This window comes from Candidatus Aminicenantes bacterium (assembly GCA_026393795.1).
GTDB lineage: Bacteria > Acidobacteriota > Aminicenantia > UBA2199 > UBA2199 > UBA2199.
The window spans coordinates 17,892-32,484 of sequence record JAPKZL010000206.1 but is presented as its reverse complement, the minus strand read 5'-3'; the positions used below and the strand labels follow the sequence as shown (position 1 = coordinate 32,484).

The following is a 14,593-nucleotide window of genomic DNA, read 5'->3' as shown; positions in this document are numbered from 1 at the left end:
CACGTTGCCGCTGCGGCAGTTGCCGAGCTCCTCCTTGAGAAAGTCGAGCTGGACATCGACAACCACCACGTCGGCCAGGGCAAGCACCTCGTCGTTGTATGTAGCCAGCAAACTCTTCTTTTCCAGCACGGTGCGGCGGATGAGCGGCTCGACCTCGGGGTCCTCGGCTTTGACCGGCGATATTCCCTTATTCAGGGTCGGGATCTTCCAGAAGCTGCGCGTCGAGGGACGCTGCACGCCCAGGACGAATTTGGAGGGCTTGCCTTTCTTGTCTACCACGTCGGCGACAATCGCCGCCATTACGGCACCAACAAAACCAACACCAAGGACAACGACTATTTCTTGGCCTAGGGCCCGGTGCTCTGAGACCAAGGCCTTAATCCGCTTGAACTCGCGGTCGTAGTCTTCGGGTTTGGGCAGAGGGTACTGGGTGCCGTCGGGAGAGGTTGAGAGTTGGTTGGTCATGGATTGACTCCTTGTACTCGGCGTACGGCGGACGGCGTACGGCGGACGGTAAGAAAAAGCCATAAGACGAAAACGGTAAAAAACATTCTAGCGAACCTTGGAACGAGCATTGATCAATCTTTGCAGCATCCCCGATATACCAAGACACTCCTCCAATAGCTTTTCAAGCGAATCCTGAGTTATATATCCGATTTCGTTTGCGATTTCCAACTGAGTCATTAATTCTGCGCAAGAGCCCTTGGCAATATGAAAATGCCTGATGGATTGCCTATCAGTTCCCAATGTATCCCCTTCTGCAATATTACTTGGAATTGATACAACTGCCCTTCTTACCTGGTCTTGCAAGCTGTGATCCAAACAAAATCTGCCTTTTCCTGAAATTTCATACACTTTTACGACAAGTGCCTTCCCTCTTTGCCAAACCTTCAATCCTCTAAATCCAGCGACTTCAGTCATTTTTCATATTTGCAGCATTCTCTTACCGTCAACCGTCAGCCTTACGTCGTACGCCGAGATCATTCAATTTCTTCTGCCTTACCGTCAACCGTCAGCCGTACACCTTACACCGATTTCTGCAATTTCGATCTATGCTGCCGCCATTGGCCCTTGCGGGCAAAAAACCGGGCGAACAGGTTTTTCTTGGAGACTCATCGGTTTTTTTCAATGCGAACCCGGTTGTCTCCTTCTTTTGGTCATTCAATATATTGAATATCATATCGAAACAGGCCTGTCAAGGGGATTTTAGGGCTTTTTTGACTTTAAGGTTATCGGTGTAAGGTGTACGGTGTACGGCGGACGGTTGAAGGTAATAATTGAAATTGGCATATGGTTGACAGTTTACGGAAAGATTAAATAGCAATATTTAATATTTTTATCGATTCAGGCCTCTTCCCGTTCACCCTCTGCCGTAAACCGTACACCGTTCGCCGTACGCCGTATACCGAGATCAAGATTGTCTGAACAATCCATTTTTTATATAATTACCCCATGAAGACCTTTCACTATATGATCTCCGGCCTAGTACAAGGGGTTTGCTTTCGCAGCTATACGGTGCGAGAGGCGGAACGGCTGGGTGTTTCCGGGACTGTCAGGAACTTATCCAACGGCGATGTCGAGGTGTTCGCGCAAGGGGAAGCAGCCGCCATGGCCAGTTTTGAGCAATTTTTACACACAGGGCCGAGGGGGGCCAGGGTAGACGGGGTGGTTAAAGAGGTGGTTGATCAGGTGGAGGAGTATCGGGGATTTGACATCAGCTGGTAACAGCTCGGTAGACGGCAGACGGCAGTAAGGTAATTACCGATATAGGTTTACGGCTGACGGTTGAAGGTAATAATTGAAATTGGTTTACGGTATACGGTAGACGGCGGACGGAAAACGAATAAAACGATCTTTTCAGACGTTAGAGCGGTAACGGCGAATAGTATAAAAAAATAGAAATCGCCAGCTAGCTAATGGTTCTTTTCAGGTTTTTTCGCCGTAAACCGTGCGCCGCAAGCCATTCGCCCGGTTTTATCTTTGTTCTTGCCGTATACCGTCAGCCGTACGCCGTACACCTATTTCAAAACCTTTTTAAATATCCTCTTGCGCTTGTGCTGCACCGGATTGAAATACTTCCACTGCGCCTGGATCTTGGTGTTGGTCTCCAGCTCCTGGTTGCTCTCGGTGAACTTGAAGCCCTTGGCCACGGCGCCGCGCGCCATCTGCACCACCATCAGCAGGTCGATGCCCTGGCCGCGGTATTTCTCCAAGATGCCGGCCAGGTAGAAGTCGAGTACGTCATGCTTCTTCTTCAAGGCGCGCAGGATGTGGAACAGGCCGAAGGGGAACAGGCGGCCGTTGGCCTTTTGAAAAGCCTTGGTCAGGCTGGGCATGGCGAGCATGAAGGCGATCACCTCGTCCTTGTCGTTGACCACGACCTGGACCAGGTCCTTGTCGACAAAGCCGAAGTATTTCTTGATGAAATAGCTCACCTGCTTGTGGGTCAGCGGCACGGCGCCGTAGATCTCCTCGAAGGCCTCGTCGATGACGACGAAAACCTCCTCCACCCGGGCCATGATCTCCTTCTTTTTGTCGAAATGGAGGAGCTTGAAGCCGCCGCGCTCCTGGATGCGTTCGGCCAGGCGCAGCAGCTTTTCCGGGAACGCCGACATGTCGTTGGGCACTCCGCAACGGAACTCGACGTAGTCGATGTCCTTGGCAAAGCCCAGGTTTTCGACCAGCTTCTGGTAATAGGGGAAATTGTAGTAGCCGGCGAGGGTCGGCTCCGGGTCGTAGCCCTCGACCAGCATGCCCGGCGGGTCGAGGTCGCAGAAGCCGTGTGGGCCGGTGACCGTCTCCATGCCCAGCTCCCTCGCCCACCCTTCGACCGCGCCGAACAGCGCTTTGGCGACCTCGGGGTCGTCGGGGGCGTCGAACCAGCCGAAGCGCAGGTTCGTGGGGTTGTACTTCGTGTTGGCGACGCGGCTGTGGATGGCGGCGATGCGGCCGACGGCGCGCCCATCCTTGCAGGCCAGGAAGAGCCTGGCGTCGGCGTTCTCGAAGGCCGGGTTCTTCTCCTTGTTGAAGATCTCCATGTCGTCGCGGATCAGCTGCGGCACCCAGAAGGGATTGCCCTTGTACATCGGGAAAGGGAGCTTGACAAAGGTCTTCATGTCTTTTTTGCTCAGAACTTCCTTGACGGTAATGCTCATGGTTACCTCGCAGGAGGATTATAGCAAACAGGAAATTAAATTACAAAAGCAATTGTTCTCGGCAGACGGCATCCTGCGGACGGTAAGAACTAGACAGCCAACGGACAATAATATGAAACGAACCAAATATCGGATATTGCGGCCACTCTTACCGAAAACCGTACGCCGTCACCCGTACACCCATTTCAATTATTACCTGCAACCGTCTACCGTCAGCCCTACGCCGAGATCAGATCTTTGATATATCGATCCTGCCGTTGACCGTCTGCACCTTGACCTTCCTGCCGCCGCCGTTGACCTTGCCCGCGAAGGAGCTGCCGACAAAATGGCGCTCGACGTTCAGCCCGAAGTCATTCTCGATCGAGCCGTTGACCGTGCGTCCCTCGATCTCGAAGGCCGACTTGCCGTTCAACTCGATAGCGATGCCGCCATTGACGGTCTCCACCTCGAGGTCGCCGTTGAGCAACGGTTCCTGGGAGATCTCGATGGTACCGTTGACGGTCTTGAAGGTGCCGACGCTGAACTCGCCGTTGAATTTGATCTTGCCGTTCACCGTTTTCAGCAGCAGGTCGCTGAAGCGCCCGGAACAGTCCAGCTTGCCGTTGATCGACTTGAACTCGGCCCGGGCCAATTTTTCCGGGATGACGACCGTGAAATCGACCTTGGCCTTGGTGTTGTCGCGGTTGAACTTGGTCTTGACGCGCAAGTCGTTCCCGGACTGCTCGAAGAGCACCTCGACGTTCTCGATCTCGCCCTTGACGTCGGAGCGCTTGACGGCCTTGATCTCGACCTTGGCGCCGCCGCTGGTGGAAACAACGATTTCGCCGTTGATATTGCCCAGCTCGACGCTGCCGTTGGCGGACAGCTCGAACGTGCGGACGATCTTCTGCTCGAAGTCCTCGGCGATCAGGAACGAAAAAGCCAGGAGAATAATAAGCATGGCAAAAGTGAACTTTTTCATGGAATACCTCCTCAGGTCTATTAACGCAGGTGATTATGGAAAAGTTCGCAAATTTGATCTCGGCGTACGGCATACGGCTTACGGTGGACGGTGAGAATAGGACCCTTTCGCGACAGTTTATTGATTTGATTTAGGTCCTTGCCGTCTACCGTTAGCCGTAAACCGTAAACCAAGCTCTATACCGTTGCTTTATGTATGTTCCGCTTCTGCCTGTGTATCTGGCGGTGGCAGAACCTGATCTGCTTGCGGTCGCCGGCGGCGATGGCGGCGGCCAGCCTGTCCTTCATGGCTTGGATGCGGTTCTTGACTTTGCTCTTGTCGATGCCCACCACCTGGTGGTGCTCGTGCATATCGATGTTCAGGGCCGTGCACAGGGCGACCAGGAGGTGCTCCTTGTTCATCTGCGAATGGCCCTGGACCGCCTCGTTTTCGATTGTCGCGGCGATCTCGCGCAGCTCGGCGACCGTCTTGAGTTTCAGCTCATGGTGCGTGTAGGACATCAGTACCTCCATTTCTCGGTATACGGTGTAAGGTATACGGCAAACGGCAAAAAAAATCAACCAAAATCTATTAAAAAAACGCTTTTTTTAACTTGCCTAGCTCCATTTTATGCCAATTGGGAAGCATTTTTTTGGTTTTCCCGTCAGCCGTCAACCGTACACCGTTTACCGATTCCTACTGTCCCTTGGGCTTTTCCGCGAAGAACGTGTCTGAAAGCCTCTCAAAGTGTATAAAATTACCGATATTCTTCAAGGCAATCAACGCGGCTTCCTGCTCGGCCTCGCGGCGGTTCTTGCCCCAGCCGCTGCCGATCTCGCTGTTTTCCAGGAAAACGGCCACCTTGAACCGCGTGTCGGGCGGCTTGCCGTTCTCGGCCACCACCTTGTAGCTGGGCAGGATGTTGCGGTGCTTCTGGATCAATTCCTGCAATTCCGACTTGTAGTCATTGATGCGCATCTCCTGGCTGAGCAGCTGTTCCAGGTACTCCTTGAAGAGGGCGATGACCACGGCGGCGACGGCCGGGAGGTCGGAATCGAGGTAGATGGCGCCGACCAGGGCCTCCAGGCAGGAAGAAACTATCTTTGGGTTGCGCCGGCCCTGGTTCTTCTCCTCGCCGCGGCCCAGCTGGAGGTAGCTGCCCAAGCCGATGCTCTTGGCCACCTTGAACAGCAGATTGCTCGAAACCAGGTGGGCGCGCATCTTGGCCAGGTCGCCCTCGCTGTTGTCCCGGCAGCGGCGGTAGATATAGTCGGTGATCACCATGCCGATGACCGAATCGCCCAGGAACTCCAGCCGCTCGTTGTCCAGGCCGCGGTTGCGGCCGCCCTCGTTGTACGACTTGTGGGTCAGGGCGGAGCGGAGAAGTTCCTCGTCGCGGAAGCGGTAGCCCAGTTTTTTCTGCAGATCGTCCATCAGCGCACTTTGATGACCACGAAGGTCAGGTCATCGGCGTTGGCCTGTTTTTCCGAAAAAGCGATGGCATGCTCGAGGATCTTCTCCTTGATCTCCACCGCCGTCAGGTCGGCATGGGCGACGAGCAGGGCCTGAAGGGAAGCCATGCCCAGCATCTTCTCGTCGGCGTTCATGATCTCGGAGAGGCCGTCGGAAAAGAAGAACAGGATGTCGCCGCTGTGGTACGGCAGGCGCATCTCCTCGATCCGTTCGCGGCTGAAATTGTTCAGCCCCAGGGCCATTCCGCGCGGCGCCAGCTCCCGGCAACCCTTGCCGGCCGCTTCGAAGAACAAGGCCGGGGTGTGGCCGGAGCGGGAGAAGACCAGCTGCCTTTGCTTCAGGTCGAAGCGCACCAGGTTGATGGTGATGAAGGTGACCTTTTCAAAGGAATTCTGCATGCTCAGGTGGCACTCGCTTAAAATGGCGGCCGGCGACTGGCCCGATTTTTGCAGGACATTCATGATGCCTTTCAGCTCGGCCATGTAAAAGGCGGCTTGCGCCCCCTTGCCCGACACATCGGCCACCAGCACCGACAAAAATTCGTCTTCCTGGTAAAAGTAATCGAAATAGTCGCCGGCGATCTCCTGGGCCGGGATATTGACGGCGGCGAGGTCGAAACCGGGGCAGCTGAAGCGGTCGGGCGGGAGGAGCTTCAGCTGAATGCCGCGGGCGATGCGCAGCTCCTCGTGCAGTCGCTCCTTCTCCTTTTCCTCGCGCAGCAGCCTGCCGATGCCCGAGGCCATGTCGTTGAACGATTCGGCCAGGAAATGCATCTGCTCGCCCGACTTGATGCGGATGCGGTGGGAAAAATCGCCGCGGCGGATCTTTTCCGTCCCCTTGGTCAGCTCGTTGACCGCCTTGGTGATCACGCGCACCATGCGGAAGCCGATGATGAAGGAGATGACGATGAAGAAGCCGAACAGGCCGAGCATGAAGCGGACCATGGTGGCGATCGGCAGGGACGAGCTCTCGCTGAGCCGCTGCCGCAGCAACTGCTGCTCCTGCTTCAACTCGGCCAGCTTCTGGCGTTGGGCTTTCGTCGCGTCCGGATTACTGGCGGCTTCGCCGCCCCCTTGGGGGCTGGCGGCTGCGATCTCTTTTTCCAGCGGCTGGATCTGCTTTTCCAGTTCGCGGCCGCGGTCGGAGCTTTTTAATTTCTGCAGGATCTTCGAATAGTCGTTGATCAGCAGGAACATGTTGAGCTTCAGCGCCGGCTGGCCGTCCTTCACGTCGTCGAAATCCCAATAACGGAAGGGAAAGGGGAAGGGGAAATGGTATTTTTCAAAGCCGGCGAAATCCTTGTCGCTGAGGCGCGCCGATATTTCGTCCGAGGAGGCGCTGAGGGTGTTGCCGCCGGCGTTCATGAACAGCACCTTGAAGTCGCCGACAGGGGGCATGGCGTTGAAGTATTCCTGGCTGAGGGCCTCGAAGATCATCACCGCGTAGCCGTTGCTCCGCCGCTGCACGCCGTGAAAGAGCTGGCCGTTGATCTTGAAATAGCCCGATTCGAACTTGGCCAGCGGGCCGTTGGCGTCGAAGGCGGCCAGCGGCAGGTCCTCGGGGTAGGTAAAGAAAGCCCGGTAGCCGGCGTCCGTCTCCTTGTAGAAGGCCAGGCGCAGGAACGGCGGCCGGCGGTTTTTGTAGCGCTGCACCTCGAGCTTGATGCGGGCTTCGTCGGCGAGGCCGAGGTAATAGTCGCTGCTCGTCTCGAAGCTGCGGATGTCGTTGGCCATCAGGTTCTCGAAAATGGCCGTGTTGTACTGGTAGATGATGATGTTGATGATCAGGTAGAAAAAGACCGTGATCAGCACGATCGGCGTAACGATAAAGAACAGCCCGGAAATGATCAGGCGGTTGCGGATCTTCCAGAGCAGGCGGCGGCGGATGATGCCCAGCAGCCGCACCAGGGCAAGGATGATGGTCAGCCACATGAAGAAGGTGAATGTGCCATGTTTAAAAAAGAAATAGCAAACGATGGTCCATGCGGCGGACAGGATGATGGCCAGGTCGAGCTTGCGGAGTTTGGAAAGCATGGCAGGATTATATATCGGGCGGGGGGGTTATGCAAGAACAGAACTCGGTGTAAGGTGGACGGTGTACGGGAGTAAAGTAATTATTGATATAGGTTTACGGCTGACGGTAGACGGTAATAGGTAATTATTGAAATGGGTTGACGGTAGACGGTTGACGGTTTACGGCAAGAGTAAGCCGTAATATCCGAAATTTTAGTACTTTTATTTTTCTTACCGTCCACCGTCCACCGTATACCGTCTACCAAGGCCGTTTCGGTAAAGGGCTATTCCTTGAAGATCCTGCCGAACCTGTAGGTCAGGGAAAACTTGAGCAGGTCGGCGCTATAGTGGCTGGATACCGCCGGTTCATCGGTGAAATAGCCGACTTCCGGCCAGTCCGCGCTTTGCCGCTGAAAGGCGATCTCCAGCAGCAGGGAATTACCGAATTCGCAAGCCATGCCGGCGGCGTAGCCGCTGACCTTGACCGCCTGGCCGGAGCTGTCCGCGTAAAGTTGCCCGTCGGAACTCCAGCCGCCGCGAAAGTGCAGCAGCAGGCGGCGCAGCGGCAGGTCGATCTCCATTCCCAGGCGCAGGTTGCGGACATCCTGCTGCTGCGAGCCGAGATAGGCTTTCTGAGGATAGGGCAATGGCGTCGCGAAATCGTAATAGGCTTCAAGGGTTCCCCGGCGCCAGTCGATGCGGGAGTAATCGAAGCTCAGGTTCAGCCAGCGCCAGGGTCTCAGGGCAGCCCCCAGCGAATACTGGCTCGGGATTATCACCCGGGCCAGGGAGCTGTTGCTGTTCACATTCACGTCGGTTCCCTCATCGTCGACCTGCCAGGTGAGCAGGCTGGAATCGAAATTGCTTTTCACGCCGCTGTGATAGGTGAAGGCGAGGTTCAAGGTCTCAAAAGGACGGAACATCAGGCCGAGGATCAGGTTGCGGCCGCGCAGGCTTTCGCTGTATTGTTCGTCAAACTCGCCGCTCCGGTTCAAGAACTGCAGGTGCAGGCTGCCCGAACTGAAAAACTGCTGGACGGTGCACCCCAGGCTGAAAAACTCGGTGATCCCCGCCGCCCCCGAAAAAGCCAGCACGTCGACCCCTTCGCTGCCGATGAAATTCACGATGACTTCAGTGGAAGCGCTGAAAGCCGGCGGGAAGGTGAACGGCTCGACGGCGGAGCCCTTGAAGCCGTAGGGAATGAATCGGTAGTAACTCAGGGCGAAACCCCATTTCATTTTCCAGAACTCGGCCGGGACCGAGACGGAAAAGAAGTTGATCTGCTTGAGCTTGGATGCCAGATTGAAATCGTAGCGCAGGCGCGTGCCGAGATAGTCGGCTTCCTGGGGATCGTACCCCTGCTTCAGGCTTTCGGCCTGATACGCGAAGTAGAACTCGGGGGCGCGCTTGTCGGCCAGGCCGGCCGGATTCCAGAACACCGCCGTCAGGTCGTCGGCGACGGCGCTGAAGGCGTTGCCCATGGACATGGCCTTGGTGCCATAGGCAAAGTTATATTGGTTGTAAAAAGGCTTGTACTGGGGATAGGCCAGCAGGGCGGGCAGGGCCAGCAGGAAAAAAATAGGCCAGCGCGCTCTCATTTCTTGTCTTCGGCCAGGTCTTCTTCCTCGTCGTAGCCCACGCGCTCGCCCGGATCCTCGATGACCACGCGGCCGCCGCCCGTCTCCTCGTAGGAGAGGCAGCACATCAAGCGGCCGCACATGCCCGAGATTTTGATCGGGTTCATGTTCAGGTTCTGCTTCTTGGCCATCTGCAGGGTGATCGGCTCCAGGTTGTTCAGGAACGTCTTGCAGCAAAGCTGCCGGCCGCAGATGCCGACGCCGCCGATCATCTTGGCCTCGTCGCGGATGCCGATCTGGCGCATCTCGATGCGCATGCGGAACTTTTTCGCCAGGTCCTTGACCAGGTCGCGGAAATCGATCCGGCCCTCCGAGGTGAAATAGAAGATGGCCTTCTTCTCCGTGGTGAAAAAAGTCACCCGAACCAACTTGATCGGGATCTCCCTTTCCTTGATCCGGTTCTGGCAATATTCGTAGGCCCGCCCCTCCTCGCGCTTCTTTTTGGCGAACACGTCGATGTCCTTGCCGGTGGCCTTGCGCAGGATGGCCGGGATGCAGGGGATGCCGCGGTGGGCGCTGAAGGTCTCGCCGAAATGGCGAACCACCTTGCCCAGCTCCTCGCCGGTGAGCGACTGGATGATCACCGAGTCGTCCAGCTTGACGTCGACGTCCTGGCTGCGGAAATGCAGCAGGTCATTGCGGCTCTCGATCTTGACCAGGATCACGTTATCCATATTACATTATTACATTCCCTGAGCGGCGTAGCTGTTGATGAATTCCAGGACCAGCACCCGGGCATTCAGGTTGCGCTGAATGTCGCGCAGCAGGTATTCCATCTTGCGCAGCAGGAAAAATACCTTGTCCATATTCGTCAAAGCGGCCAATTCCATGAGTTTTTCCTTGTAATCGGAATTGATCAGCGTCCCGCTCTCGGGATCGACCAACAGTACCATTATATCCCGTAACAGCACGGAAATCAAATTGACCATTTCCCGGAAATAGTCGATAAAGCTGTCGCGGCTGCGGCTGCGGTCGTACAGGTCGAGCAGGATGTCCTCGACCGCGCTCTGGCGCAGCAGCCGGTCGAGGATGCTGAGCATGGCGGCGCGCTTCGCCTCCAGCTCCTGCCAGTCGACCTCGTCCGCGTTTTCCAGGCTGCCGGAGCTGAAAAAGGCGAGCAGGCGCGATTTGTTTGGGTCGATGCCGCGCTGTTTCAATTCCAGCGCGATCTCATCCTTGGAGAGGGGCAGAAACTTCAGGATCTGGCAACGCGACTGGATGGTGGGCAGGATGAGGGTGAGGTTGGCGGCCAGCAGAATGAACACGTTCGAAGGCAGGGGCTCTTCCAGCGTTTTAAGGAAAGAGTTGGCCGCCGTGTCGTTCAGGCATTGGGCGTCCTTCAGGATGAAGACTTTTTTTTCGGCTTGCAGCGGCCGACGTGACGCCGTTTCGATCAGGTCGTCCATCTGGCTCTTGCGGTAGAACTGCCCCTCGGGAGCCAGGACCTGGACGTCGGGAAACAGATTGCGGTCGATGGCCAGGCAGTGGGAGCAGCGGTCGCAGGCGTCGTTCGCTTTTTCGCGACAGTTCAGACTCTTGGCGAAATTGACGGCGAAGCGCAGCTGCATGTAGGGATCGGAACCGGTGAATATCAGGCTGGACGGGACCCGTTCGTTGCGCAGATAGCTGGCCAGGGTCGCCTTGACGCGGGTGTTGCCAATCAGTTCTGCCAGGGACATGGAGTATCGCTCCGAAACGCGTGTTTTTTCGTACCTTCAGCCTAATGGTAGCACATTATCAGGGTTGGGGGAAGACTCGGCGTACGGTTCGACGGCGTACGGTAGACGGGAAAATAAATCCCAAATCTCAAGAACCAAATTCCATAGTCACACTAGATAGGTTTCGTTGCCCTCCGGGCACCACGAAACCTATAGTGTGACTAAAGCACCAAATCCCAATGTTCAAATGACCAAAACGAAGAAAATTATTAGGCGTATGGCTGGGTAGGGAACGCAAATTTGCGTTCCCTACGGGAAGATAATCTCTGAAGTGCCTTCGTTTGGGTCATTGGAATTTGAAACTTATTTGGAATTTGGTGCTTGGGATTTGGAATTTTATTCTTACTATTGCCTCTTTTTCTTACCGTATACCGTAAACCGTCCACCGTAAACCGATTTCACTTCATGCCTGTTTCCATCTGCCGTTTTCCGTATGCCAATTTCTTTTTCAGGTACTTCCCCGTGAGCGAAGCCGCACACTTTGCAATTCCGGCCACATCCCCTTGGTAAACGATGCGACCTCCGTGCTTGCCGCCTCCCGGCCCCAGGTCCACCAGGTAATCGGCGACCTTGATCATTTCCAGGTTGTGCTCAATGACCACAACCGTGTGAGCACGGGCAATTAAAGCTCTGAATACATCGATCAGCTTACGCACGTCATCAAAATGCAGGCCGACCGTCGGTTCGTCCAGCACGTACATCGTCGGGCTCAACGCTGAGTGTGAAAGTTCCTTGGTCAGCTTGATGCGCTGCGATTCCCCGCCCGAGAGAGTTTCCGAGCTCTGGCCCAGGCGCAGGTAGCCCAGTCCGACGTCGAGCAGGATGCGGATATTCCGGGCCAGGTGCGGGATGTTGGCGAAGAGCTCGTACGCCTCGCTGGCCGTCAGCTCCAGCACGTCGGCGATGGATTTCCCCTTGAACTTGACCTGGCAGGTCTCGGAATTGTAGCGCCGGCCGTCGCAAACCGGGCAGGCGATCTCCAGTTGCGGCAGGAAGCTCATCTGCAGTTTCTGCACGCCGAGGCCCTGGCAGGCCTCGCAGCGGCCGCCGCGGACGTTGAAGCTAAAGCGGCTCTGGGGATACCCCTTGACCTTGGCTCCGGGCAGGGCGGCGAACAGATCGCGGATGGCGGCCATGATGCCGATGTAGGTGGCCGGACAGGAGCGGGAATTCTTGCCGATGGCCGATTGGTTGACCATCAGCACCCGTTTCAGGCGGTCGAAGTTCGCTGCCCGCGCATAGCTCAGGCGGGAATCGGCCAGGGGCTGCCCTTGGATCTCGTGCAGCAGGATCGGCGCCAGGGCGTCCACGACCAGCGAACTCTTTCCCGATCCCGAGACGCCGCTGACGACTGTCAGCCGGTTCAGCGGGATTTTCAAGTCGATATGGCGCAGATTGTTGATGGCGATGGAGTCGATCCTCATGAACTCCGCGGCGGTTTTCCCTTCCCGTACCGGCGCCTCGATGCACCGGCGGCCGAAGACGTAATCCGAGGTCAATGACTGCCGGGCGGCGGCGAACTCGCTCTCCGGGCCGGCGAACATGAGCTCCCCGCCCTTTTCCCCGGCCCCGGGGCCGATATCGATGATGTAATCGGCGGCGCGGATGGTCTCCTCGGCATGCTCGACCACGATCAGGGTGTTCCCGTTTTCCCTGAGCCGGCGCAGGATGCGCAGCAGGTTCAGCTGCTCGGAGAAATGCATGCCGATGGAAGGCTCGTCCAGCACGTAGATGACGCCATTGAGGCTGAAGCCCAGTTGGGATACCAGGCGGGCGCGCTGCAATTCGCCCCCGGAAATCGTGTGAAGCTTGCGGTTGAGCGCGATGTAGCCCAGGTTCAGAGTGACGAAGGACTCCAGGCGCTGAATGATGTGCGGCAGGATGGGCCTGGCGATCCCCTTTTCATGCTCGGCGACGGCCACGCATTTGAAAAAGCGCAGCAGGTCGACGATTTCCATCTCCCCCAGTTCAAAGATATTCTTGCCGCGGAAATAAAAGGAACGCGCCCCGGGGTTCAGGCCGGAACCCTGGCAGGCGGCGCAGGGGCGGGCCTCGTCCTCCCGGCCCATGCCCTGGCACTCCGGGCAGGCTCCTTCCGGCGAGTTAAAAGAGAAGGTTCCCGGCTGCGGCTCGGGGAGCGATATGTCGCAAGAAGAACAATGGAGGCGATTGGAGAGAAAAACCGATTCGTCGCCCGCAGCGACCACGATCTCGCCGTCGCCTTCGTTCAAGGCGAGATTGATGCTGTCGACGATCCGCTCGCGGTTGGCCGGCTCGATTTCCAGGACATCGATTTGCACGGCAATGTGATGGCGGCTCTGGCGGTCCAGGGCGGGTGCGTGTTCCAGGTCGCAGAGCCGGCCGTTGACCAGGGCTTTCAGGAAGCCGCGCTTGCGGTATTTTTCGAACAGGGCTTGATAATTGCCGCGGCGGTTCCGGACCAGCGGGCTGAAAATGCGCAGCAGCCGCCCGAGAAAATGGGCAAAAACGTACTCGGCGATGCGGGCGCTGGAATAGCGGCTGATCGGCCGGCCGCACTGCGGGCAGCGCGCCTCGGCCAGCCTGGCGAACAGCAGCCTCAGGAAGGGGGCGATTTCCGAAATCGTGCCCACCGTGGAATTGAAATAGTACGAGGAATGCTTTTGATCGATGGCGATGGTCGGGGCGATCCCCCTGATGGAGTGGACGTCCGGCCGCTCCAGCGACTTGATGAACTGGCGGGCGTAGGCGGAAAGGGATTCCAGGTACTTGCGTTGCCCCTCCTGGAAGATCGTGTCATAGGCCAGGGTCGATTTCCCCGAACCCGACACGCCGCTGATCACGATGAGCTTCTGCTTGGGGATGCGCAGGTGCAAGTGCTTCAGGTTATGCTTGTGGGCGTCGACAATCTCTAGATATGACATCACTGGCTATTCTAACATAGTGCTTGGCGTACGGTATACGGTATACGGTGGACGGTAAGAAATGGATAAAACTTGATGTACGGTAAACGGTATACGGTAAGAAATTAAACAAGTACAAAAATTCAGGATATTACTGCTTACTCTTACCGTAAACCGTATACCGTCAGCCGTAAACCTATATCAATAATTACTTTGCTACCGTCTACCGTTGACCGTCTACCGTCAACCCATTTCAATAATTACCTTATTACCGTTCGCCGTCAACCGTAAACCGAGCCCTGCAATCCCCTGCTACTCCATGGTCTTGAAGCGCTTCAGGTCGTTCGGGTTCTCGATCCACTCCTCGATATAACCGCATTCGGTGCAAATGAACTTGCTCACCCAGACGTCGAGGCTGGTCAGGTTGATCGATATCCGGCACCAGCTGTTGAGCACCGGAGAACCGCGTTTGCGGCTGATCGCGGTCGAGTTGCATTTCGGGCATTTCTTGCTGTTTTTCATCGGAGCCACCTCATGGCCCGTTTATAGCAAAAAGCAGAACAAATAGCAATAAAGTAAATGTTGATGGGTAAAAGAGTTGATGGGTAGAAGGGTTCGGAAACCTGGAAGTAACTTGTGTTCCTCAATGTTTCTTGCCCCATCAACCCTTCTACTCTTCAACTTTCTACCCTTTAACCCTTCTACTCTTCAACCCTTCCACAGGGCTTTATTTTCATATTTCCGCAGGCCATCGGGCTTGACTAAAACCCTGAAAT

The 14,593-nt window shown here is 56.3% G+C and carries 13 protein-coding genes; 1 reads left to right on the top strand and 12 read right to left on the bottom strand.

What is annotated here, in order from left to right; all coding sequences use genetic code 11:
* Together NTW95_10205 and NTW95_10200 are read right to left on the bottom strand one after the other, a co-directional pair.
* On the bottom strand, window positions 1-465 hold a 465-nt coding region (locus NTW95_10205), incomplete at its 3' end, for a GDP-mannose dehydrogenase (protein MCX6557784.1).
* A gap of 87 nt (window positions 466-552) precedes the next feature.
* The gene (locus NTW95_10200) at window positions 553-921 is read right to left on the bottom strand and encodes a four helix bundle protein (GenBank protein MCX6557783.1); all 369 of its coding nucleotides are present in this window, start codon (window positions 919-921) and stop codon (window positions 553-555) included.
* Between the two features lie 531 nt (window positions 922-1,452).
* On the opposite strand from NTW95_10200, the gene NTW95_10195 reads away from it, so the two are divergent.
* Entirely contained in the window at window positions 1,453-1,725 is a 273-nt protein-coding gene (locus NTW95_10195; GenBank protein MCX6557782.1) for an acylphosphatase, read from the top strand.
* A gap of 293 nt (window positions 1,726-2,018) precedes the next feature.
* Here the strand turns inward: NTW95_10195 and NTW95_10190 are convergent, their stop codons facing one another.
* The 10 genes from NTW95_10190 to NTW95_10145 all read right to left on the bottom strand — a co-directional run bounded on the left by NTW95_10190 (window position 2,019) and on the right by NTW95_10145 (window position 14,339).
* Window positions 2,019-3,155, bottom strand: a complete 1,137-nt coding sequence (locus NTW95_10190; GenBank protein ID MCX6557781.1) for a hypothetical protein — start codon at window positions 3,153-3,155, stop codon at window positions 2,019-2,021.
* A gap of 229 nt (window positions 3,156-3,384) precedes the next feature.
* Complete coding sequence (locus tag NTW95_10185) at window positions 3,385-4,116, bottom strand: DUF4097 family beta strand repeat-containing protein (protein MCX6557780.1); 732 nt, start codon at window positions 4,114-4,116, stop codon at window positions 3,385-3,387.
* Between the two features lie 176 nt (window positions 4,117-4,292).
* A complete protein-coding gene (locus NTW95_10180; GenBank protein MCX6557779.1) occupies window positions 4,293-4,616 on the bottom strand; it encodes a hypothetical protein in 324 nt (107 codons plus the stop codon).
* A gap of 175 nt (window positions 4,617-4,791) precedes the next feature.
* Window positions 4,792-5,529, bottom strand: a complete 738-nt coding sequence (rnc, locus tag NTW95_10175) for a ribonuclease III (GenBank protein ID MCX6557778.1) — start codon at window positions 5,527-5,529, stop codon at window positions 4,792-4,794.
* Window positions 5,529-7,601, bottom strand: a complete 2,073-nt coding sequence (locus tag NTW95_10170) for a SpoIIE family protein phosphatase (protein MCX6557777.1) — start codon at window positions 7,599-7,601, stop codon at window positions 5,529-5,531. Before NTW95_10170 ends, rnc begins: the two co-directional genes overlap by 1 nt.
* Window positions 7,602-7,864: 263 nt before the next feature.
* Complete coding sequence (locus NTW95_10165; protein MCX6557776.1) at window positions 7,865-9,178, bottom strand: hypothetical protein; 1,314 nt, start codon at window positions 9,176-9,178, stop codon at window positions 7,865-7,867.
* A complete protein-coding gene (gene ricT / locus NTW95_10160) occupies window positions 9,175-9,891 on the bottom strand; it encodes a regulatory iron-sulfur-containing complex subunit RicT (GenBank protein MCX6557775.1) in 717 nt (238 codons plus the stop codon). The genes NTW95_10165 and ricT overlap by 4 nt, the downstream gene beginning before the upstream one ends.
* A gap of 9 nt (window positions 9,892-9,900) precedes the next feature.
* Window positions 9,901-10,896, bottom strand: a complete 996-nt coding sequence (locus tag NTW95_10155) for a DNA polymerase III subunit delta' (GenBank protein ID MCX6557774.1) — start codon at window positions 10,894-10,896, stop codon at window positions 9,901-9,903.
* 437 nt (window positions 10,897-11,333) lie between these two features.
* The gene (locus NTW95_10150) at window positions 11,334-13,838 is read right to left on the bottom strand and encodes an excinuclease ABC subunit UvrA (GenBank protein MCX6557773.1); all 2,505 of its coding nucleotides are present in this window, start codon (window positions 13,836-13,838) and stop codon (window positions 11,334-11,336) included.
* Between the two features lie 291 nt (window positions 13,839-14,129).
* Window positions 14,130-14,339: a hypothetical protein gene (locus NTW95_10145; GenBank protein MCX6557772.1), complete on the bottom strand. Its 210-nt coding sequence runs from the start codon at window positions 14,337-14,339 to the stop codon at window positions 14,130-14,132.
* Window positions 14,340-14,593 lie beyond the last annotated feature (254 nt).